The sequence below is a fragment of the Microbulbifer maximicatervae (SeqCode) genome, from assembly GCF_052467695.1.
Genome location: NZ_CP174320.1, coordinates 4,111,434 through 4,134,743 on the forward strand (window position 1 = coordinate 4,111,434; position 23,310 = coordinate 4,134,743).

The window sequence follows — 23,310 nt, forward strand, 5'->3', positions numbered from 1 at the left end:
GCTCTAAACCAAATGAGTGAAGTTTCAAGATCAATGTGAGTACACTCACTATAACTCCGAACACAGCAACCAAAACCCCTGGCGCAATTAACTATTTAAGTTCATTAAGCTAAAGGTATATGCATATTATATTCTCCATCACATTGGTTAGCCGCCGATAGGCAGGAGTATAGGTGAGAAGTATAGGTGAGAAGTAATAACGACATAAATATGGAGCACTGATCCGGGTGACAACCTACTAAAGATGAACCCATCTGGCACCTAATTTGTAGTAGTTCAGACTTGATCTGACAGTTACCGGTTTTTCAGGAGGTGCTCTGTCAGGTCAAATTCAGTTTACGAGCTTTTCCTTCCAGATGCTTTTTCCATCTTCAAGAGTGGCTAACGGTGTTCGACCGCAACACTTCTTACCCTGATGGGTTCTCTCATTATTGTAATATGTGAGCCACTCGTCCAGATCCTTTTGTAACTCTTCTATTGATCCATAGATCTTGCGGCGTAATGAAGGTTGGTAGAACTCTTGTAGAATAGTTTTATGGAAGCGCTCACAGATCCCGTTAGTTTGTGGATGTCTGGCTTTTGTCTTGGTGTGTTCTATTTCGTTCACACTTAGATATAACTGGTAGTCGTGCTGTTCCAATTTGCCACAATACTCTGTACCGCGATCAGTTAGGATACGCAGCACCGGTAGATCATGTAAGGCATAAAACGGTAGTACACGGTCATTCAGGAGGTCTGCCGCAGTGATTGGCGTTTTGGTGGTGTACAGCTTGCAATGAGCCACCTTCGCATAGGTATCGATATAGGTTTGTTGGTAGACACGTCCGACGCCCTTAAAGGTTCCTACATAGAAGGTATCCTGCGAGCCCAGATAACCTGGGTGTTGAGTATCAATTTCACCACAGGCTTCATCATCATGCCGTTTTCTCTCCAAAGCCTGAACCTGTGACTCCGTGAGGATCAGTCCCTCCTCAGCGACCTTGGCCTCAAGTGCCTTTAATCGCAATTTGAAGTTAGCTAGGTCATGCCGTAACCAGATACTCCGAACGCCACTAGGGGACACAAATACACCGCGTTTACGCAGTTCATTGGAAACTCGAACCTGCCCATGGGCAGGCTCTTGGAGGGCATAAGTTAACACTGCCTCTTCAATGACTGTGTCAACACGGTTCTTGTGGTTGGGTACACGCCGGTTCTTCTCAAGAAGGGCGTCCACGCCACCACTTGAAACGGCTTCCTTGTACCGATAGAAAGTGTCTCTCGATACACCCAGCATCTTACATGCTTTGGAGATATTTCCGAGTTCTTCTGCCAGATTTAGCAATCCGGTCTTGTGTTTGATGATGCGATCATTAGTATGGATCATGGGGTTTATCCTTGGTTTTGCTTTTAGGTTTAGGCACCTTCATCAAAACCGGTAAACCCCTCTTTTTCAAGAGGATGTGTCAGATTTGGTCTGAACTAATACACCTAATTCTAGCACTTGCCACACAAATATGATACGCGCCAATTAGATTGATATTTAGTCAATACTTCCGGCCAAGTGTTGCCAAACCCGTACTATCATGACTGTGAATATACGTCTCTCTATTATGGTGTGAATCCGTTCGGTCGCTGAATTTTGCCTAACGTTATTACCAGGCCAGAATGTCATCAAATATCAACTAAAACTTGGGTGTCCCGAAGACCTTCAACTAAAACTTGGGTGTCCCGAAGACCTAGAATTGGCAGATATAGTCAACCGCCTTATATCTCTTCGTTGCTTTTCCGTTTATTAATTAGCCACCACTGAAGAAATACATCAACCAGTACTGATTGCACCTTTAAGTTACCTATATTGCTTTAGCTCTGCCCGAAGCCGAGATAACTTCATAAAGCGGGCTCCTCTTAACGAGATTTCCTCACATCCACCCACCGGCCGAATCAGTGTCTGGTATACGAGTTGACGCGGGGCACAAATTATTTGTAATTTTGCACTATTATAAAGTTGACAATGAGCATAAATAACCAAAAAAATTGATTACTAATAGGAAAATAAATTCAGTTCAATATCGTCCCCATTGTATGGCCCATCGGGTAAGAGTTCTAAGGAACCTCTGAATGACTCCATAATATCCTTGGCTTCCACAACGACACTCATTGCCAAGGAATGTAGGCCTTTCAAGAGGCCCCATTGCAGAACATTAATACTTTTCTAACTCACGGGGTAGCCCTTGAAGGCTACAACTTCTTCATTTTAGTCTTGCTCGCGTTACGGCCGTTCGCGGTGAGCTGCACTTAGTATCTATAGACTTAGTGTTCACCATAGATGTTGTGAAATTATCAGAGACTCCCTAGGTATCTAGGATTTTGCGATAATACTGTCTTCCATTTCCGCCTTCATTTTTGCCTTATCACGAATTAAGTTCTCTAAATCGTCAACAAGATTTTCATTCTTGAATTTCCTACTTGGCAGTCCATCAATATAAATTGCATGGCTCGGAGTTCCACCAGCCAAGCCAATGTCTGCCTCCCTAGCCTCACCGGGCCCATTAACAATGCAGCCAATTACTGCAACATCCAATGGTGTCGTAATATCCTCCAATCGAGCTTCAAGCTCATTCATAGTTTTAACAACATCAAAATTTTGGCGTGAACAACTTGGACACGCAATAAAATTGATGCCTTTAGAGCGTAACCTTAGACTTTTTAACAAATCCCACCCAACTTTTACCTCTTCAACAGGATCTGCTGCCAACGACACTCTTAAGGTATCACCAATTCCATCTAATAATAGCGCTCCTAACCCGATCGCTGACTTGACCGTACCCGACCGTAATCCACCTGCTTCCGTAATACCAAGGTGAAGAGGTTGATCAATCAGTTGGGCCAGTTTTCTATAGGCAGCAGTGGCCATAAAAATATCAGATGCTTTGACGCTCACTTTAAAATTCTGAAAGTTAAGCCGATCGAGGATTTCAACATGACGAAGGGCTGACTCGACCATTGCATCCGGCGTTGGTTCCCCATACTTTTTCTGAAGATCTTTTTCCAATGACCCCGCGTTAACGCCTATACGAATCGGAATATTTAGGTCGCTCGCCTTATCAACTACCTCGCGGATACGTTTCTCTCGACCAATATTACCCGGATTAATGCGCAAGCAGTCGACACCTAAATCTGCCACTCGCAATGCAATTCGATAGTCAAAGTGAATATCTGCCACCAGTGGAATGGATACTTTCTTCCTGATTTCACCGAAAGCTTCAGCAGCTTCAAGACTTGGTACAGACACTCTTACGATATCTGCCCCAGCTTGTTGTAATCGAAGAATTTGTGCGGCAGTAGCTGTCACATCACAAGTTTCTGTGTTTGTCATACTTTGCACAGAAATCGGGGCTCCGCCACCAACAGGTACATTTCCCACCATAATTTGGCGTGATACACGTGGGACAATAGGTGATTCAAACTTCATCTTTCTAACCTGTATAAAAACATATAGATTAATATTAGCAATTAACCAATTTATAAACGAAGGTACTTTGGTACAGTAACATCAGCAAACATAATTGCTTCACATAAGAATAATTAGTCATCTATTACTCTAAACAATAAAAGTCAAATTAACTTTATATTTTAGGCATTTTTTTTTAGAAAAAAATAAAACAGTGATACCGCCGCATGCAAACATGTATTCATGTAACACCTAAACAACAGTATGGAAATCCTTATAGCTATCAGGTTATTCAGTCAGCCATAAGCTTCTTTTTAGCAAAAGTATCCTATATTCCAATCAAATTAACTTTGAATATAGTTGTAGTTTGCCAAGCAATAAGTTTTCTGCGAGTTATACCGCACCAACTCTAGCCTTAAGAAAAATTACAATCAGGGCGCAGTTTTTCAGGAATGTCTAGGTCCTCAAGAAGCCGAAATACGGAGCATTAATCGCTTTGAAAGCCCTGCAGAGCGGGCCTTGGAAGTTACACCTTTCACTTTGTAGTTCTTACAAAAAGCTAAGACCAATGAATACGAACTGTGACTAATGTTTGCAGCTTTCATGGACGCTTTGACATCGCGGAATCATTCGAGAACCCCAGATAAAGATATCCGCCATAATGAGCAACCGCGCTATAGGCTTCAACATTGATACCCAACAATCACCACAGAAATAAATTTATAAGAATATGACCAATAGTGATATATTCAACTCTCTCGTTCATAAAAAATCTCTATGCTAAAGGAGATTAATTATACCAAATTCAGTCACAGACAAATCAGGGTCGTTACCTTTCCCTTCCTCACAGGACGTTCACAACACTCAAGCAACACAGCTGATAGATTCAATTCATGCAGGCCTTTTTCTACGGCATGTGGAACATGCAAGATGCTTTTTTAAAATTATCCAACCCCTACTCAACCTAAAATATAAATTCTAGACCCAATAATATCCAATCAATTTCCAGCAACTCCAAAGCTGCAAGTTTAAACAAAGACACCCACAAAAAACTGAGTTTTACGCCTTCTCGACCTACCCCCACATAGGGAGCGGCATCAAATGGGCACAAAAAAATATAACTTAAGCAGATGTGATACAAACTCTTATTTCACCAATAGATGTGTATGAACAGGAAAAAATTGATCACCTTACAAGCTTCTATTTTCCCAATAGTTCTGAAGAAGTGTCATCAGACAAAAAAGATTCAACCAATCGCGAGGATCAGGCTCCACCAAACAAAAATTCAATTCACTATTTTATGACAAAACGCAGAAAACTTAAAAAAGAAACAAAAATAACTTTAACCGATTTACCTGCGAATATGTCACTTTCTACACAAAAAGCTATTCAAGAAATTGTGAATTACAGAAAATCTAAGGGGAACGTGCCCAGTATTCCTCTTAATGAGTACAAGGCAATATTTATCAGAAATGAATTACCATTATCTTTTGAAATCTATCCACACAAAAACGATGGCATAGACATAGTGATGCGCCCTATTCTTGAACCCAATTAGTTAAAACAGAAAAAATATACCAAAGTATTGTGCTGGATGACTCCCAATGAGCCTTGATAACCAAGAATTGATGTCGTAGCTAGGATTGAACCGCCCAAAGTCTATCCGACGAAACTCCGCATAGTTTCAATATCTTATAGTACATTAATTTGCACTCTGCTAAGACAAAAGTGAATTGGTGCATTATTTCTCGTAATGTTAATCACTATTTAAATACCACTAGCAAATGAGTTCGGCCTACCATCAATTTGCGTCTAGTTATCACTCTCGATAGAATTTAAAGAATTTTTGATGGTAGAGCGGATACACACCTTAATGGGTCTCTCAACAATTCCGCAGGTCAAAGTTGTAGGCTAAAGGTACAGTTAGTAGCGATTGACTTGGACTGCTCCATACATGAACTGGGGGCTTTAAGCCCCCGTAGTTAGGTTTTCAGAGTAATTTACCCTCGACCTTACAGTCCTTTGCAAAATCTAAATGCTCCCACGAACTGGTATACTGATTCTGGATCACCTCGAGTGTCGGAAGCACCTTGAAACTTTCAAGAAATCATCTAAATTCTCTTTTGCCTCGCTTCCGAAGGGGCAATTCCATATTTCGACTTATAAAGCTGTGTGAAATATGACTGGCTCGAAAAGCCGCTTTCTACAGCAATATCTATAAGTCGCCTACTTGATGTGCGTAACTGTATATCTGCATGGCGAAGTCGCCGTTCATTAATCCACATTTTTGGGGATGATTCTTTAAATACCTGCCCAAACATATCTTTAAAAGAAGTCAGACTCATACCCATATGTTCTGCATATGTAGCAATAGTCCAATTCTTAGTAACATTTGCCTCCATAAAACGTCTGAATTTTTCCTGAGCAGGATTAACCCGATTTAGGAGTTCGTTAGCAAGTATTTGTCCTTGATCACCTTTTAATTTCAGGAGAAGTATCTCTTCCAATTTCAAGGCATTTAACCGATCGTCTCCCAGTTGCCTAAATAATTGGAATGAATCTAAAGTTAGCTTAGTTAGTTCGCAACTAGGAAAGACGATTGGTGATTTTCCTCTTGGAAGCATGGATTTCACAACATTCAACGCTTGCGTCTTTCGAAGTAGTGCATTGTCGTGCCGTTCGTAAAATCGGGTTAGCATTGCCTCCCGAATTCCAACGCATATTAACACCGCTTCCTGATCGTCACCATTATTACTCAACTTATATTCTTCTTCTGAACCAACCAACCATACCTGGCCCATCGTCAATTCAAAACTCGATTGATACGATATAATGTTTACAGAACCCGTTATCATCATGACCAGATTAACAAACGGTGAAAATGTGAAGGAAATAGAGTGAGCAGATGGTATTAGCAGAGTCCTCAATTCAAATAAATCACCACAATGTTGGCACTCTACAACTGCTTCATTATATGTCAAGTTATTCTGCCTCCCATAAGAGGAAGTATTGTTGTTTTTCACTGTTTATTGCTAAACCACTATCAATTTATGCTCACACTTGCTTCCATTAATCCAGCGATCGTCTATCGCGCAAAAAACGCTTATAAACTAAGAATATGCAAGCCTGAAAAGAAACATATATTTAAACTGTAATCACTGGGTTAACAAACCCACAATTTATCATTTAACCACTGGTCTATTACTTTCTCCAAGAGGGGAGTAAAGCATGAGCAGTGGATCTTACTTAGGGTTACAGGAACACTTGGCTAATCTGTTTGTTACCTAATTTCACATTTTACTGAGTCTATGAATCAACTTAAAAACCCCACATGGTACGCACTTTTAATTTCTCAAACACCATGACTGGCAGAAATCCGCATGTTAACACCAGCGCGATCTTGAATTGCATTATTTAGAACTTTTACCGCATCCTGAACCGGGCTAATAATTGCCCTTGTCCATTGCTCCTGTAATAGTTGAACAAGCTTATTAATAAATTCTTGCTTCGCCTCAACAGCCTCCAAACGAGCTTGCAAAGCTTTTATTTCATTATCCAGTTCCGCCTCTCGCTTATCATAATCATTCTGTTTTATGGAGGTATAAATTTCTTTCGCTCCATTTCCAGCGACGGCAACAGAACCCGATGTAGCTGCTATTTTTATCCCTCTATCCACAAATTTCTTTGCTATTTTTTGGGCGGCCTCCTTGGTGGTGTCTTTCGCAACATCTTCCGCAACTTCTTCCGCGCCTTTTTCAGCACCTTCTTTACTTGCTTTTTCTGTTATCTCTTTCGCGCCTTTTTCAGCCCCTTCTTTCACACCCTTTTCAACTACTGATTCAACACCTTCCTCAACACCCTTTTTTACACCCTTTTTGGCGCCAACCATAGCACCAGCTGCCGGTGCAGCTGCGCCAAATGTTACAAAAGCAACACCTGCAACCAGTAGCCCTGTAGAAGCGTTTGAGAGGCGAGAAATCATCTCTTCGCTACCATTAGTTAGTCTTACCGCCCCTTCAGCGACTTCAACTGCACCCGCAGCTGCTAAACAAACACCTCCAGCTATCATGGCTGGGTTTAGGCTGACTGCTCCTGCCACAACCATACAGGCACCAGCAACCATTTCTGCAGCACCCATGAAGAAATTGCAAACAGCCCCGCATATTTTTTGTATTTTCTTTTGCTTTGCCAGTTCTTCTTCGTTTTTCTTTCGCTCCTGTTCAAGCTCGGCATTTTCTTGGATATCTCTCAGCTTATCCTTAAGAATTCTCTTTATTTCTTGCCGCTTAAACTGGAGTTCGAACTGGACGGTATCCGCCATATCTCCCATCAGCCCCGCTAATCTTGATAGCGCATCGGTTAATGTTGAATAAAAACTGCCCATGTTCTCATCTGTTTCTGGCATATCCAGTTCAACACGTTGGGCATTGCCTGCTACAGCACTTCTTGCAACAGGTGCTAAACTGCCCATTTCCTGCTTTAATTTTTCACGCTGAGCAATCTCTAAGCTCTGCTGTGACAAATCCTGAACACCAGCGCTGTGATTGTCATTTGTGAGAACTTTTTGTGGTATGCTATTTAATATCACTATTCTTTTCCTCAGTGCTATCTGCTATCCCTAATTTCTTCTTCACAGAAGAAAATTTGCTCATAGCCTTTTTATTCAATGTTTCAAACTCAGGCTTACCTTCACACCTCAACATTGTCATTTCAAAACCACTGCCTGCCTGCATCCAATTCTCTAGTGCCAAATGACATTCAGCCGCATGGAATGACGGTCTTGGATCGAATGGATTCACAATTGCAGCTAAACTATATGCCTCACCAGCTAGCTCAAACTGAGATAAAGCCTGTCTAGTGGCTCCAAGTCCTAGCAAATACTTAGACTCCATATGATTGCATTGGCACAGAAGCTGAAAGAGAGGCAGTGCCTCTTGGTAGTTACAGTTTTGATATTTTTGATAAGCCAGGGCATATATTGTTTTAAGCTCTTCAGGCTTCATATCAAGCAAATCTGCCAGAGTTCCACCCTGCTCCAAAAAATTATTCCAATCTTTCTCGGATATTTCGCCTAACACGGATGGAACTTCACTCTTTCGTAACATCTTCCTTCCCCACCTATATTGGATTAGTTACAAAAAAGTTTCTCTTCTTTGATGTTGTTGATCCAGACTTTTCCTTATAGATATACTCTTCCACTAACTTTCTTGCTCTAAACTTCTCGTCAAGACCTGGCTCGCCATAAGTATCCCGTATTCTCTGAACCCATTGATGGCGGGAGCAGCCCAGCGAACGTGTTAATCCTGCCTCCAGGAGGTCACTATAATTTAGCGCGCTCTTTGCCTCATTTAATACGTGCTGGCAGCGTTGTAGTGCCACTTCTGTATCAAATTTTATTGCTTTTTTTGGGTCATCTTTAAAAGACACTTTATTTCACTCTAAAAATACTATTACCAATAAGTGTTAAATTACAGAAAATCTCTTCAAGGAATCCAGTACGGATTTATTGTAGTTGTTCATTGCCTCTATCAGGTTGTTGAATCTGGTGTTATCAACAGTCATGTTTGTGCCGAGCTGTTCAGTTAAAGTTGACAGAGTTGACACTCGCGAATTGATATTTTCTTTAGCTACCGAAAATGAGGTGGAATTTAATGTTCGTCTATCAAAGGTCATGGTCTGCACCCAGCATCGGTACTTATATCCACCAGCTAGGCCGTCATCCCTCGTCTCCCAGTAAAGGTTTTTATTGGCAATATTTGCCTCGGCTAATAAATCCTCACCTCTTATCATATCACTAGAAAAAAATTCTGCGCCTTCTCCTTCAGTCCACCAGGCTGGTAGATTTAAATCTGAATCGGACATCAACTGCTCATAGTCGTACCATAGTCCATCCATCAAGGCTTCACCGGGTCTATCGGTGTGTAAGTTATCGAATATTTCTGGAAAGTTGTCGAGAGCAAATTCATCAAAATCAGTTCTGCCGTCTGCTACTTTGTAGAAACACATCGACTCCGATGCCATTTTTATTTCTGATTGCTTCCAATCACCAGCCCCCGGAACCTGTGTTCCATTCTTCCATGTCCGTTTTTCTTCAACATATATCCTTTGCATGAACTCATAGGTGGCTGTTATTTCATCTTCTCCACTTTCAGCAAGTGCCTCCTGAAGCCACCCATCGACAGATACAATCTGGCTTTTTAGCACAGAAAGCTCAGATACCTTGTTAGTGAGTGACTCAATGAGTAGCGCATTGAGTTCAAAGCCAACATTTTCTGGTGGTATCTCTACTCCTTTGTGGAATACCTGCCCGGAGTCATCAACCGAAAATACACCATATCTAATGTCTTCCCTCATCTTATTGCGCAAAGCTACCGTGGCATGCTGAACATCATTCGCAATTTCTTCGGGGGTTTTGTCCGATTGGGCATGCAATGCTGCAATTGCATCAACATCTTCCTGGTAATAGCCATTCGCATCAAAGCGCAACAAGTCCGCTCCAGTTGAGAGTATTTCGACCATCGCTGATGGAGAGTTTCTCGTCTCATCTAGAATCTCTGCTGTTGTGGCAGCCCTCACCTTTCCATTTGTATCTAAACGTAATTTGGAGGACCCAAACATCCATTGATCAGACTCAGCCAAATCCGCAGCCGATTTTACGTTGTTTTTCGTCAAAGGATTGTTCGGCAAATCACTGTTGGGGATGCTTGATTTTATAGTTACTAGACTATCAGCCATACCATTGTCCTTTTTTATTTAACCAATGCGATTATTCAGCATGATCTGTAAACGTAGATATCCGTTAAGCTTTATAGCTCTGAACCCTGTCAGAGGGGCGCTTTATCAGCTATCAATTGCCAGCTTAGCTAGCGCCTATATTACGTACCTCTGAACCTATCGCTTTAGATTTCTCACTGTTTTTTTTTGATTTCAGGCTTTTTTAAGCAGATTGTTAACTACGTAATCTTGATCTACAGCATTTCAATTGGCACTATGTTACAAATGTATTACAGGGCTTTTGTCATCGAGCGCAAAACTTTGTGTTTCATTGCACAATAAGTAATAGAGTAAAAAGGGTTTAATCTGCTTACAGTAGATGAATATATGCCCATTATATGAACTTTACGACTTCCCATAAGCAAAGGAGAAGCCTAAAATCCCCTGAGAAACTGAAAGGATAGAATATTGCTCTGCAGAATTTATCACCACCGACTCCGACCTTATCGAGTATTCGACGCCCCCTAAATGGACAGAGTGCTATTAAATACGATTACCGTTTGAACCACCGTTTGAATTTTTCTCAATCAAGATTTTTTGGTGAAATTTGATATATCTCAAGCAAGCATGAAATTGGCATGGGCTAAAGGCACCTACATCAATATAGTTACATGTGAAACTAGATATATGCTGAATTCCATATATGTATAGATATCGATCAAAAGACTTCTGGAAATGAATTCAGCATTCACTGCTCTTACCCTACACTTAACAAGAGTCGGTCACTCTACTCACACAATCTGCATGGTCGACAGTCAATAAATTGTCGCCACTTCGAATCTGGCTTTTTGAGCGGCCTACAACCCTCTTGCACCCCTAGAGCAACTGGATTTTCCTCCAAACAGTTATTAGCAAGCAAGCTATGAAAGCACTGAAAAATTGAGCATATTTTAACCTAAAGCTAAACTTTCATAGGCATACCTTTCGCATTTTTACGGTCAATATCCGATCAATACGGATTTCGGGCATACTCCCCTAAGTAAAGAGATATTTTTTTCCTATCATTAAGCTTGTAAAACCAGCAAGCAAGTATAAACGCTGAATGTTTTTGGCTAGCTCCTCGTAACGCACTTTGCCGCACCCAAACACTGCTTGGTATAGGGAAATGGGTGTTTCACTTTGGCGCGAAGAGTACTAAGTTGCCCCCAATCATTTATACATTTTCCTAAAAACAAAAACCCATATTTTTAAGACTTAGGTACAAGAGAAGAATATTCTTAAAAATACCTCTTAACAACTTATATGGTTTCACCGATGTGCAAAATAACAGGATCAAATTCTAGCGCGGCAGCTAGCGACGCCACAAAAAATAATGAGAGCCGGCATCGCCCCAATACATCTAAAAAATCTACCCTCAGGAATGCGCAAATAGACGCAATCGATAAAAACCCCACTATAAATAGACTTGTGCGTGACTCTAAAAATTTACTTAAGAAGATGAACGGTGCTCCTGTAGAGATAAGTAGCCGTATGAATAGTTCTCGCGCAAATACCGAAACAGAATATCTTCATACAACACGTGATGAACTTAGGGCCGACGAAGTCCCTACACCCATAGCGACTACTATTTCTGAATCTACTTTCAATAAGGATCATACTCCTACAGCAGAAATAGAAGAAAATCCACTGCTATATCTACCATTAGCTGAAAAAGTAGAACTGCAAAAGCCTAGCAGACCTAGCCCTTTAACTTTAAGAGAGATAGAACTGAGCCCTACTAATTTTATAAAGAGCAAAACAGATTTAGTGTACTTTTTAAAATCTTATTATGATGAAGACAGCCTTTTGGGCAAGGCCTGGCAGTTAATTCACAGATCTGAACGCATAGATACTCAGTGGAAGATTAAAGACTCTTTAAAATTCTTAAAAGATTTCGTGAGGGTGCTGGGTGTAGCGAGAGCTGAAGAAAATATTAAACTTGATGATTTGATAGATGAATACTGCAACAGAAAAACCGAAGCCTTTACGCGTAATGATAGTGCAGGTTTAGACACCCTTAGTAAGAGCCTTGAAGCTTGGAAACATCATATTGTTAGAAAACACTCAAAATATCATCATATGTCTGAATCTTATCTCAGTGATTCAAAGAGGGACAAGATAAACACTTTGACTTCAGAAGTGTGCGGTTATATTAAAGAGAGAAAAGATGGAGCACCACTAACAACTCAACGTGAAACAGAATTCAAACAGGCAGTAACTTCCCTTTTCAAGGAATATGCCGCCTTTGTTAAAGATATTCATAAGGGAGTTACAAATCATGAAGATAAAGTTATCCATAGTTTTGCTATTAAAATTTTTAATGGTTCAGTCAAGCAGGGAGACGCGTAAAAACAATAAGAGGTCTTTTTAGAACCACCCAAAAACTCTAAGGAACCTCCGAATAATTCCGCGATGCCTCTGTGGGTCTTAACTGAAGGCTGCAGAGGTTAGGTGCAGCTCACCGAGAATGGCTTTAGCCCTTTGCAAGAGCTGCAAGGATACTACGGAATTATCCAAGGGTTCCTAGCACCCTGAATCAGTACTTATACGTGGAAGATATTAAATCACCCCGCTTGCTGGATTTACCGGTAAGCAGATATACTTCGCTCCTATTTATCCTTTCTTGAAGGCTGCGGAGCTTTTATTCGCAACCTTCCAGTCATTAAGTGGTACGCAGGCCAACCAAAAGACAATACTTTAAAAATTACTAGCCATGTTTACTCATACCCTGCATTTTCTAAAAAGTTTAAGCCAAAATTAAAAGATTTTATTATTTGAAAGAATTAAGATTTAAATGAATGAATTTGAAATGATTTTTATATTTAAATAAATAGTGTGGCAATTGAGTTACCAAGTATTTTGTTAACGGTTCAATAGGAGAGCACAGGATGGGATCGGTAAGTGGGGCAAGCAGTCAAGAGCCGAAGTTTATCGCCAAGCGTGAAGATATTTCGAGAGCTCCGGAAAACAATTCAGAAGGGCAAGTCTCAAAAAAAAGGAGCGGTTTAAGAGCCATTTTTTTAAAAAAATTTGGGCTACCAAGTAGTGTGAAGTCCCTTTTTAGACGCCCGAATGAAGTAAAACCTACTAATAGCGAAGGTAATCGCACGGTTTGGAGTGGGAGTAACAACGTAGGTAGCCCCGCTTTTCTAGCAGAGCTTTCGGGGAAAGGTAATGACGGACACGTCTCCGGAGAGAGACACAAGAGTGAAGATCTATTTAATCAGCCATTTACTGAAGCTCTCTTTGATAATGATTCAGGCAATACCCCCAGTCCCATATATGAGGGACTGGATACCCATGAAATTGTAACCCTTTTTGGCTACGATTCGCCCGAAGCCCCTGAAAAAGTTGCATTGCGAGGTACCCCCCCCCTAAAGCCCCATATGCTTGATAAGCTGCGAAATGCTGGGAATGATTTAGGTTTGCCTCCCTTACCTCCTAGGCCGCCAATCCCTGATAAGCCTGATGATGTAGGGAGCGTTGATAGTTTTTTTGATGACCTACCAAATATAAATACTGAAGGAGCAAACGAGAGTAATAATGATGATATACCATCAATTTTTAAGTCTTAAATATCCCCGCGAGAAGAATGGATAGGCCTGCGCCCCTTGCCCTGAAATCTCCTTGTTAAGGAGATACCTTTCGCATTTACATGCCCAGTTTCGGTTAATATGATTTCTGGGCATACTCTTAATCAATGAAAGTAACTTCCCTGTCGATAGGTTTTCAAATTTTCCGACAAGAAAACACTGGAATCGCTTTGGGGCTTATGGTGCCTCAAGCACAGATCGTTACACTGATTCATTGATGTACAAGTTGGGGTAATAGTTGAGACTTGATGGGGATGGCTTTGAACCCTACATATATACACCAGCCTATAATGCCCCCTGCCCAGCTGTTTGGTATTTATCAATAGCGTCGATATTACAAGGGTAATTTGGCGCCCGGAAGAATTGACCAAAATATAAAAACAAAGGACCGAATTTGCAAGGCTGCAAGATTGCATTAAGGAACCCATTCTAGATGGGCTAAACTTCCACAATTATTCAGTGCCCCCTTGATTTGATCAGAATTGCTCTTCGACTCCCTAACCTGACAAACATAAAACTCCTTGCTTTATGATAATAAATTTACAGATATATAAATTCACAATAAAAATGACCAATAATCATAAAAACAAGTGAAAACCTAAAGCGACTCTCTTTTAAACCCGCTATTCTTAGATAAAAATATGGTCATTTAAATAAGAGTGTAAGGATGTTTATTGGCAGAAGGGCGCCTCTGGATACTTCCGTAATACCTCTGCAGGTATTGAAGGCTGCAGAGGTTAAGCACAGTTCGGCGCTAGCCCTTTGCAAGAGCTGCAACGCGGCAGATTTAGCCTTTAAGGCCCGCCCTACGGGGCTTGCAGAGCAATTCACACTCTGTGTTGCGACCTCTTCAAAGGTCTAGACATTCCTGCGATGCCGCGTCTTGATTGTGAATCTCTCTACAGGCCAGAGGCATCGCGGAATTATTCAGAGACTCCTTAGTTACAAATTACGATTTGGAATTTTGAGTGTGTTTTTTTGTTGCAACCCATTGAAATCAAGGTGCCATATCTTTAACAACCAGTTTTCATCAATATCCAATTTATGTAGCCAGGTTAAGAATTTTTAATATGTCTAAAGTTACTACCAAAAATTGTAATTTTATTAAGGGATTCAAAAATGTTCAAAGCATGCAAGCTTCGACGGAGCTACCTCAGCCCAACATAAAAACACATACTAGACTACAAGAATACTCTCATGCTTCCAATAACAATGGTATGAAAAATATTCCTGTAGGCACCCCGAAAGCCATCAAAAGTCTAGGCTCCACCATACAAATAGAACCCCTTAAACAGGCCTTAATTAACCTCATGGAGAACCTTACCCAAACCATGAGCGAGGATAGCTTTCCAAGTGCTGATCAAAAGATCGATGCTGTCAGGGCTAGCATACAAGAGATGGAAGAAGCAGTGTCTAAAGTATAAATACGCTGATTAAGCACCTCGATACTTTCACCCACGATTCCCAACTAAATATTTTTGATGGGACGAACTAAAGATAGCCTAACGAAACGAATAATCCTTTATTTCGAACAATCAATTTCCTGGAGTTTTTTTACCGTGGCTATATTCAATTTTAAACTACCTAAGATGCCACCGGTCAAGCCGATCAAGAAAGTTCAAGGACCGAACCTAAGCAAAACGAACCTGAGCGAAACAAGCATAAAGCCCACCTTTTTCGCAAAAATGAAAGCGAAAGGCTACAATGCTTTCATGTATACCCACAAGGCTTTCAATCATATAGCACTAGGAGATGGTCACAGAACTTCCGCCGCTCCCCAACCTAAGTCAATCAGTAAAAGTGCACCGCTTAACAGAGCAAAAGGTCTCGGTGAACCTAAAAAAGTTCAGCCGCCATTATCTGACACGAAGTGGTTTAATAATTCTGGATTAACTGACAAAGAGTGGACTGAAAATCTAGTGGGCTATATTAAAACGGACGGCGCTTGGGCAGGGCAAAGTGCTGACTGTTTTCCCGAACTTCTCTCCCACTACCTAAAGCGCCCAATCAATGTAGTCTCAGCCTCCGAGGGAGGGAAAGCTTATGCCAACCAGCTCGGTACAAAGTATGAAAATGATGATTCACAAGCGATTAACCTACTGCTGAAGGATGACCACTTCCAACTGATAACAAATAACACTTCCAATCCCAAAGAGCTTACTAAATCTTTTAATAACGACTCTTTAGTATTGGCTGATGTGGAAGGGGACGGAAACTGTTTATTTTCTGCTATATGTAAAGCGACAAACCAATCAACAGACAAGGCTTTGGAATTACGTACTAAGCTAGGAGACTGGATTCTTAAGAACCAGGATCACGAGGATGTGAAAAATACCATCAACTTTATGAGAGCCCTTTAGGAAGACTGGGGGCTACTGTAATGATTTTGCCAATGAGGATGTGCAGCGAGTCAATACACAGAGTTCATTTGTAAGCTCCATTTCAAAATAAGCCAGCTGGCTACACAAGTAGCCCTGAAAATCCCCCATTCCAATAAATATGATGGGGGATTTTTGCGGATGCCAGGCTTCAATCAGTACATGTAAACCGCACCAGAAATCTCAGCTTGATTGTTGTCCGGATCACTATTAATACCAGTAGAGCTACTGCTTTCATTGGGAGCCCCAATAACCAGGGCATCGCCATCGGCACTGAGGCTAGCGGAATAGCCAAAATTATCATTTGCATCAGTATTACTTGCTTTCAGATATGCTTTTTGTAACCAAGCCTCATCAACCAGAGTAAACACATAAGCTGCACCAGCATTTTCGACACTGTTATTATTTTGGTCTCCCCCTATACCCTTTGCGCTACTGCCCTCTTTAGGTGCCCCCACTACCAGCGTTCGACCATCGGCAGTCAAGCTAACAGACTCACCAAAAGCGTCAGAGGCATCTGAATTACTGGCCTTGAGGTAGGCCTGCTGCGTCCACTTATTATCTGTGCGAGTAAAGACATAAGCAGCACCAGAGTCTTTGGCTTCATCATTGCTTTGGTCGCCATCAGTGCCTATTGCATTACTGTCTTCACTGCTGGCACCAACGGCCAAAATATCACCACTATCGCTTAGGGTAACCGATTGACCGAAAGAATCCTCTGAATCAGTATTGCTGGCTTTGATATATGCCTGCTGTGCCCAATCACCATCTGTACGGGAGAAAACATAGCAAGCGCCAGCCTGTTGGGCATCATTATTACTTTGCTCACCATCAATACCGACAGCGCTACTGCCCTCTCCAATCGCGCCAACGGCCATCGTAGAACCATCGCCGCTCAGGCTGACGGAAATTCCGAATTCATCATTGGCGTCAGTATTGCTCGCCTTAACATACGCTTCCTGTATCCAGGTGCCATCTATATAGGAGAAAACATAGACCGCTCCTGAGTCCGAAGTATCACTGGTGCCCTGATCCTCATTATTACCATCACCATTAGCATCTACCAGCAAAGTACCACCTTCGCCAGGGAGTGTCAGAATAACAGTGGGATCAGTTTGGTCACCATTGATACCAGTAGCACCACTATCTTCATAAGGTGCACCTACCGCAAGAAGGCGGCCGTCATCACTGAGACTTAAAGAGCGACCAAAACTATCAAAGGAGCCTGTATTACTCGCTTTGATATATGCATCTTGTGTCCAGCTACCGTCTATACGTGTAAAGACATAAACCGCACCGGAACTTGTGGCATCAGTATTACCTTGATCGCCATTGATACCTGTTGTGTTACTGCTCTCAGAGGGTGCACCAACGGCTAAAGTATTTCCGTCTCCACTTAGAGTGACAACACCGAAAAAATTTCCTCTGTTGTTATTGCTGGCCTTGATATAGGCCTCTTGTACCCATCTATTATCTACCCGTACAAACACATAGACCGCACCGGCTGGGCCGATGCCGTCATCGTTGTCCTGGTCGCCATTGATACCGACCGCATCGCTTTGCTCTCTGATAGCGCCTACTGCCAAGGTGTGGCCATCAGCACTGATAGCGACTGATACTCCGAAGATATCGCCAGCACCAGTATTACTGGCCTTAAAGTAACCAATGCTCTCCACCAAGGTGTCGTTCACAGAAAGGGGGTCTGAATCAGTGCAAAGATCTTGCTCCCCCGCTTTGTTACAAGCTTGCAGAATATATTGCGCATTTGTTCGGGCGTGCAGAGGCACTTGCACCGTAAGGGTCTCACTACCCTGGGGAATATCCTCGACTAAACGTGTGAAACCGGAAACCCCGTCAGGATTTTCCAGCAAATGGTAATGGGTGGCCCCTTCCGCATCGGTCCAATCAAAGCGGAAAATCTTGGTCGCCTCGAAGCTTAGAGTGAAATCCTGAACTGCTCCAGGGGCAGCGGGCGGCTCTTCTGCGGGTGGCTCTTCTGCGGGTGGGTCTTCTGCAGGTGGGTCTTCTGCAGGTGAATCTTCCGCAGGCGACTCTGCTACAGCGGTATCTTCACCGTCAGTATCGCCATTATTAGCCCCACCGCCACTACAGCCTGCAAGGGTAAATAGAAGCATTGCCATAGTCATGGCCTTAAAGCACGAAACAGTCACTTTCATTAACTCTTATAGATTTCACGAGGTGCCAGCATTATCAGATTTCACCTATATCTCATCTTTAGTTTTTGGGCATAATTTTATTAATTTCTAAAGATTTCGGGGATGGAGAACCCGAAAGAGTCATCGGGAACATCTACTGCCGCATAAAGGTAAAAAAAGGCCCAGGAATGAGCCATAAAAGAGGAATGAAACACTCAGTCACCAAGAGCCTAGAAACTTCCGGGTGGTGAATTTAGTATGCCAGGAGCAGGGTCAATAACCAGCAGATCAATGCAAAAAGCACAATACACCGAAAGAACAAAATCACGGGAGCCTCTAAATAACTCCGTAATGCCTCTGCGGGTCTTGAAGGCTGCAGATGTTAGACGCAGCCCGCCGTGAATGGCCGCAGCCCTTTGCAAGAGCTGCAACGCAGCAGCTGTGGCCTTCAAGGCCCGCCCTTCGGAGCTTGCAGAGCGATGCACACTCCGCGTTGCGACTTCTTGAAAGGTCTAGACATTCCTGCGAAGCCGCGCCTTGATTGTGAACCGCTCTGCATGCCAGAGGTATCACGGAGTTATTCAGAGGCTCCTTAAGTTAATCCTAAACAATAGTACTTTATTCAAATTATATTTAAATTAGCCAGTTAATCTTTCAATTTTTGACTTGCAACTATAAGGTATGGACAATTTCGCTAATATATTTTCAGAAATGGCGACATACACTTATCTTCTTGCGACATAAAGGGATTGCAGTTATTACTTGAAATCAAGCCTAAGTGAAGTTGCCATAACCACGATTATGGCATTTAGTGACCGATATCTAACAGGCTAGGAAGGAGCCTATCTTACCCACCCTATCCTTAAATTTTAAAAACAAAATAATCGCAACTTTATAGGCTGCCTGGCTCCGAAACACCGTCCAACAGGAAGGCTTAAAAAGGACATTTCCACAAGGCTGCAAACCTATTACCGCAATAGCCTGATTCCACCCACCTCATCACGCAGCTTTATCAATTAGGCTCCTCTCGCGATAGCAGCACGAACCACTCGCTAATAATATCTAAAACCTAAAAATAAAAGCCCGAAAATAAAAGAAAATAAAAGAAAATAAATCGACTATTAGGATAATCATCTCTTTTTATCTATACCCAACAGCCAACAGCCAACAGCCAACAGCCAACAGCCAACAAAAAATGACCATTCAATATTACAAAGTTCTACTAATGCTGCTGCTTCTCTCGATCCTTTCTGGATGTAGCGGAGGCTCCAGTGATAAAGAGACTGTCGACGAAGAACCAGCTGCAACAGAGTCGACTGCAGAAGATCCACCTGTGGAAGAGCCACCCGCAGAAGAGCCACCTGCTACCCCTGGAGCAGCTCAGGATTTCACCCTTAGCTTCGAGGCGACCAAGATTTTCCGCTTTGATTGGACCGACGCGGAAGGGGCTACCCATTACCATCTGCTGGAAAACCCCGATGGGAACTCAGGCTTTAGCCCAGTCGCTGAGAATATCCCCCAGGGCAGCGGCACCCTGGCTTTGGAAGTTCCCCTCTTCGCCCGCACCAATGCACAATATCTACTGAGGGCTTGTAACAGCGACGGAGAGAAAGAACAGTGTAGTGACTCAGACCTGCTCTCTGTCAGCGACAGCCTAGCGGCGAGCATTGGCTACTTTAAAGCTAGCAATACCGATCCACGTGACGCTTTTGGATTCTCTATCAGCCTAAGCGCCGATGGCCTTATCCTGGCCGTAGGGGCTGATCGCGAAGACAGTGGCGCTACCGGTACCAATGGCAACCAATCCGACAATAGCGCCAAGGATTCGGGCGCAGTCTATGTGTTTACTCGAGTAAATGGCGCCTGGGAGCAACAGGCTTACCTCAAGGCCAGTAATACGAATGCTGGTGAACAGTTCGGTAGCTCCGTCAGCCTCAGTGACGACGGTCGCACCTTGGCTGTGGGGGCTAATGCCGGAGACTTTGCAGCTTTCGGTTTTGCTAGCGATCAATCGGAGAATGGCGCCGATTATGCAGGCACAGTTTATATATTCACCCAAGAGGACGGAGTCTGGACACAGCAGGCTTACCTCAAGGCCAGCAACGCCGATACTTTTGACCGTTTCGGTACCTCTGTAAGCCTCAGTGCCGATGGTGACACCCTGGCTGTAGGGGCTGATTCCGAAGACAGCGGCGCAACCGGTACTAACGGCGAACAGGATGATAGTAGCGCCGAAAATTCTGGCGCCGTCTATGTCTTTTCCCGTGAGGATGAAGCCTGGCTACAGCAGGCCTATGTCAAAGCCAGTAATACCGATCTTGGTGACTTCTTCGGCGCCACTGTAAGCCTCAGTGCCAATGGTCAAACCCTAGCTGTGGGGGCAAATCACGAGAGTAGCGGCTCTAGCGACATTAATGGCGATCAATCCGATAATAGCGCCAGCGCAGCAGGTGCGGTCTATGTTTTTAGCCAAAGAGAGGGGTCCTGGGTACAGCAGGCCTATGTTAAAGCGAGCAATACCGAAGCTCGTGATTTCTTCGGTACATCTGTAAGCCTCAGTGCCGATGGCCACACCCTGGCTGTGGGAGCTTTTTTCGAAGATAGCAACGCTATCGGTATTGATGGTGATCAGGCCGATAATAGTGCCATCGATAGCGGCGCGGTCTATGTGTTTGCCCGAGTGAATGACGCCTGGGAACAGCAAGCCTATCTTAAAGCCAGCAATACTGAGGAAACTAATTTAGGCTTTGGTGACTCCTTCGGTGGTTCCATCAGCATTAGCGCCGATGGAAACACCCTGGCTGTAGGAGCTGACCGTGAAGAGAGCAGCGCTACTGGAGTTAATGGCGATCAGCTCAATAATGAAGCCACCTTCGCAGGTGCTGCCTACGTGTTTATCCGTGTGAATGAAGCTTGGGTACAGCAGGCCTACCTAAAAGCGAGCAATACCGAAGCTCTTGATTTCTTTGGTAGCTTTGTCAGCCTCAGTGCCGATGGCAATACCCTGGCTGTAGTAGCTGACTCTGAGGACAGCAGTGCTACCGGTATTAATGGCAATCAAGCCGATAATAGCGCGGAATCATCCGGCGCAATCTATGTTTACTGAATCTCGTACATAAATTATTAAGGAAGGGGCTCAGATGCACCAAAGCTCAACGGATATAGGTTTCCAACCTTAGCGTTGAAAAGCGAACCAACAGGCCTGCCGCAGCAATTAGATGTCGGCCCCCTGAGCGCTGAGCGCTGAGCGCTGAGCTACCCACCTATACGCCTACATAACTGGGCGCGCCAGTGCCAAGTAATTTCAAAATACAGCGATAAGAGAGGAAGCTGCATGAGCATCCCCCCAACAGGAAGAACCAACACTACACAGTCCACTCGCCCCACTAACGAGCATAGAGATACCGATACCCGCGGTAGTCAGGGTGGACGTTCCTCCACTTATGCCACCGAGAGGGAAAGGCTCCAAGAAAATTGTAAACATGCTTTTTCTCGAGGGCTTAACAGATTTAAAGGTCCCAGTGAGAAGTCTTTTGACGAACTACGTGAAACATTGGGGGAAAGCTTAAGTACTCTTACTTTAAAATCCAGAAAATCTGAGGCCGAGACCGCCAAAGAAGTGGAGCGGATCCAGAGAATGGCCAGCGAAACAAAACCTGAAGCAATGAACAAACATGTCGAACTAAAATTGGCTGAAAAAGCAAAGCATACCAAGGAAGCGGGAAAGTATGATCACAGGGACTCCGAGAGGCGGAGGATTTTTAAAGACAAATTCCAGAATCTAATAGATAAAAAGTATAAGTTTGCTAGCAAAATACTCAACAGGCGACCTCGCCAGCAAGATCCCGACATTAAAGTTAAAACTGAACAACATAGCAAGCCTCTCAAGGATAAAATCGACATACTGTTGGCATCAACTTACAAAGACTCCATCGATGATATTAGAGCGCAATTAGATGATGAGAAGCCAATAAATTTTTCAGACCTGCGAAGCCATATTGTCAAACTCCAGCATACAATCATTGCTCACAGTGTAGCCCTTGAACAAATCGGCGAGATAGACAGCGACCTAGAGCATGAATCTGAAGAGGCACTCGCCACTCATAAAAACCTCGCAAAAGACATTGCCGCTAAGACAGAGAAGTTAATCGACGTTCTAGAAAATGAAGACGCCCGATCCAAAATGACGATTATCCAAGGGGGAAGGGCTTACGCCTATGAAGGCGAAGACAAGAATGCAGTGCAAGACGAACTCAAAACTTTACTCGCTGATGCGGAGTACTTCCTAGAGACTGCCCATGCAATGCTCCAAAGAAATGAGGAAACCATTAAAAGCTACGTTGCCCCCGAAATTGAGGATGGTGATAGCGTAGTCTATATAAACGATCAACCGTAGTCGTTCAAGCTTGATCTGACAGTGACCGATTTTTCCAGCAGGTGTTCTGTCAGGTCAAATTCAGTTGGTATATTTTTTCTTCCAGAAGCCTTTTCAGGCTTCAAGGGTTGCCATCGGAGTGCTGCCGCAACACATATTACCGTCGTGTTACCCTCGTGGTTGCGAGCATTATTATAATAACTGAGCCATGCAGGGTCCCCTGCGTATGGATCATGGGATTTATCCTTGGTGTTATTTTAGATTTAGGACCTCTGTGAAAACCGCCCCCTTTTCAACAGGCTATATCACATTTGGCCCGAACCAAGGAGCCTCTGAATAATTCGATAATAGCTATACGGTTCTTGATGGCTGCAGAGATTAGACACAGTTCACCGCGAATGCCCCTAGCCCTTTGCAAGATCTACAACGCAGCGGATAAAGCCCGTCCTTCTGTACCTTCAGAGCGATTCACGGAACTATTCAGAGGCTCCCTCTCCAATTAATCTCCGTTGCAATTTTATCCCCATGGAGGCTTCTATCGTCAATCTGCCACCATATTTTTTAATACTCATAGAAGCACCAAATAAACTTACCGTTTCAGTGGTTTTCAATTTAACAAAGA

15 protein-coding genes are annotated in these 23,310 nt (G+C 43.1%); 7 read left to right on the forward strand and 8 right to left on the reverse strand.

The window, feature by feature from the left end; genetic code table 11:
• Nucleotides 1-331 precede the first annotated feature (331 nt).
• Nucleotides 332-1,366, reverse strand: coding sequence for an IS481 family transposase (locus tag ACJJI8_RS18140; protein WP_444932638.1), 1,035 nt, complete (start codon nucleotides 1,364-1,366; stop codon nucleotides 332-334).
• Nucleotides 1,367-2,341: 975 nt separating this feature from the next.
• Nucleotides 2,342-3,454 carry a flavodoxin-dependent (E)-4-hydroxy-3-methylbut-2-enyl-diphosphate synthase gene (ispG, locus tag ACJJI8_RS18145; RefSeq protein WP_444933250.1) on the reverse strand — a complete coding sequence of 371 codons (1,113 nt, stop codon included), beginning with the start codon at nucleotides 3,452-3,454 and terminating at the stop codon, nucleotides 2,342-2,344.
• Between the two features lie 1,111 nt (nucleotides 3,455-4,565).
• Here ispG and ACJJI8_RS18150 point away from each other — a divergent pair.
• Nucleotides 4,566-4,991 carry a hypothetical protein gene (locus ACJJI8_RS18150; protein WP_444933251.1) on the forward strand — a complete coding sequence of 142 codons (426 nt, stop codon included), beginning with the start codon at nucleotides 4,566-4,568 and terminating at the stop codon, nucleotides 4,989-4,991.
• A gap of 553 nt (nucleotides 4,992-5,544) precedes the next feature.
• On the opposite strand, the gene ACJJI8_RS18155 is transcribed toward ACJJI8_RS18150, so the two are convergent.
• The 5 genes from ACJJI8_RS18155 to ACJJI8_RS18175 all read right to left on the reverse strand — a co-directional run bounded on the left by ACJJI8_RS18155 (nucleotide 5,545) and on the right by ACJJI8_RS18175 (nucleotide 10,168).
• The gene (locus ACJJI8_RS18155; protein ID WP_444933252.1) at nucleotides 5,545-6,456 is read right to left on the reverse strand and encodes a helix-turn-helix transcriptional regulator; all 912 of its coding nucleotides are present in this window, start codon (nucleotides 6,454-6,456) and stop codon (nucleotides 5,545-5,547) included.
• A gap of 329 nt (nucleotides 6,457-6,785) precedes the next feature.
• Nucleotides 6,786-8,021: a type III secretion system translocon subunit SseC family protein gene (gene sctE / locus ACJJI8_RS18160; protein WP_444933253.1), complete on the reverse strand. Its 1,236-nt coding sequence runs from the start codon at nucleotides 8,019-8,021 to the stop codon at nucleotides 6,786-6,788.
• Nucleotides 8,008-8,538, reverse strand: coding sequence for a SycD/LcrH family type III secretion system chaperone (locus ACJJI8_RS18165; RefSeq protein ID WP_444933254.1), 531 nt, complete (start codon nucleotides 8,536-8,538; stop codon nucleotides 8,008-8,010). The genes sctE and ACJJI8_RS18165 overlap by 14 nt, the downstream gene beginning before the upstream one ends.
• Nucleotides 8,539-8,551: 13 nt before the next feature.
• Nucleotides 8,552-8,860 carry a hypothetical protein gene (locus ACJJI8_RS18170; protein WP_444933255.1) on the reverse strand — a complete coding sequence of 103 codons (309 nt, stop codon included), beginning with the start codon at nucleotides 8,858-8,860 and terminating at the stop codon, nucleotides 8,552-8,554.
• 36 nt (nucleotides 8,861-8,896) lie between these two features.
• Nucleotides 8,897-10,168: a hypothetical protein gene (locus ACJJI8_RS18175; protein WP_444933256.1), complete on the reverse strand. Its 1,272-nt coding sequence runs from the start codon at nucleotides 10,166-10,168 to the stop codon at nucleotides 8,897-8,899.
• A gap of 1,293 nt (nucleotides 10,169-11,461) precedes the next feature.
• Here ACJJI8_RS18175 and ACJJI8_RS18180 point away from each other — a divergent pair.
• The 4 genes from ACJJI8_RS18180 (at nucleotide 11,462) to ACJJI8_RS18195 (ending at nucleotide 16,139) form a co-directional block, all read left to right on the forward strand.
• Nucleotides 11,462-12,535, forward strand: a complete 1,074-nt coding sequence (locus tag ACJJI8_RS18180) for a hypothetical protein (RefSeq protein WP_444933257.1) — start codon at nucleotides 11,462-11,464, stop codon at nucleotides 12,533-12,535.
• A gap of 539 nt (nucleotides 12,536-13,074) precedes the next feature.
• Nucleotides 13,075-13,761, forward strand: coding sequence for a hypothetical protein (locus ACJJI8_RS18185; protein WP_444933258.1), 687 nt, complete (start codon nucleotides 13,075-13,077; stop codon nucleotides 13,759-13,761).
• A 1,088-nt stretch (nucleotides 13,762-14,849) separates the two neighbouring features.
• Nucleotides 14,850-15,203 carry a hypothetical protein gene (locus tag ACJJI8_RS18190; RefSeq protein WP_444933259.1) on the forward strand — a complete coding sequence of 118 codons (354 nt, stop codon included), beginning with the start codon at nucleotides 14,850-14,852 and terminating at the stop codon, nucleotides 15,201-15,203.
• A gap of 135 nt (nucleotides 15,204-15,338) precedes the next feature.
• A complete protein-coding gene (locus tag ACJJI8_RS18195; protein WP_444933260.1) occupies nucleotides 15,339-16,139 on the forward strand; it encodes an OTU domain-containing protein in 801 nt (266 codons plus the stop codon).
• Nucleotides 16,140-16,312: 173 nt separating this feature from the next.
• Here ACJJI8_RS18195 and ACJJI8_RS18200 read toward each other — a convergent pair whose 3' ends face one another.
• Nucleotides 16,313-18,334, reverse strand: a complete 2,022-nt coding sequence (locus tag ACJJI8_RS18200; protein WP_444933261.1) for a hypothetical protein — start codon at nucleotides 18,332-18,334, stop codon at nucleotides 16,313-16,315.
• A gap of 1,174 nt (nucleotides 18,335-19,508) precedes the next feature.
• On the opposite strand from ACJJI8_RS18200, the gene ACJJI8_RS18205 reads away from it, so the two are divergent.
• Nucleotides 19,509-21,419 (forward strand): histidine kinase, encoded by a 1,911-nt coding sequence (locus tag ACJJI8_RS18205; RefSeq protein ID WP_444933262.1) that lies wholly within the window; start codon nucleotides 19,509-19,511, stop codon nucleotides 21,417-21,419.
• Between the two features lie 228 nt (nucleotides 21,420-21,647).
• Nucleotides 21,648-22,709 (forward strand): hypothetical protein, encoded by a 1,062-nt coding sequence (locus ACJJI8_RS18210; protein ID WP_444933263.1) that lies wholly within the window; start codon nucleotides 21,648-21,650, stop codon nucleotides 22,707-22,709.
• Nucleotides 22,710-23,310 lie beyond the last annotated feature (601 nt).

Excerpts from the sequence above, each read along its gene's own strand:
- ACJJI8_RS18140 (WP_444932638.1), bottom strand. The coding sequence starts at position 1,366 with ATGATCCATACTAATGATCGCATCATCAAACACAAGACCGGATTGCTA.
- ispG (WP_444933250.1), bottom strand. The coding sequence starts at position 3,454 with ATGAAGTTTGAATCACCTATTGTCCCACGTGTATCACGCCAAATTATG.
- ACJJI8_RS18165 (WP_444933254.1), bottom strand. The coding sequence starts at position 8,538 with ATGTTACGAAAGAGTGAAGTTCCATCCGTGTTAGGCGAAATATCCGAG.
- ACJJI8_RS18175 (WP_444933256.1), bottom strand. The coding sequence starts at position 10,168 with ATGGCTGATAGTCTAGTAACTATAAAATCAAGCATCCCCAACAGTGAT.
- ACJJI8_RS18180 (WP_444933257.1), top strand. The coding sequence starts at position 11,462 with ATGTGCAAAATAACAGGATCAAATTCTAGCGCGGCAGCTAGCGACGCC.
- ACJJI8_RS18185 (WP_444933258.1), top strand. The coding sequence starts at position 13,075 with ATGGGATCGGTAAGTGGGGCAAGCAGTCAAGAGCCGAAGTTTATCGCC.
- ACJJI8_RS18190 (WP_444933259.1), top strand. The coding sequence starts at position 14,850 with ATGTCTAAAGTTACTACCAAAAATTGTAATTTTATTAAGGGATTCAAA.
- ACJJI8_RS18200 (WP_444933261.1), bottom strand. The coding sequence starts at position 18,334 with ATGAAAGTGACTGTTTCGTGCTTTAAGGCCATGACTATGGCAATGCTT.
- ACJJI8_RS18205 (WP_444933262.1), top strand. The coding sequence starts at position 19,509 with ATGACCATTCAATATTACAAAGTTCTACTAATGCTGCTGCTTCTCTCG.
- ACJJI8_RS18210 (WP_444933263.1), top strand. The coding sequence starts at position 21,648 with ATGAGCATCCCCCCAACAGGAAGAACCAACACTACACAGTCCACTCGC.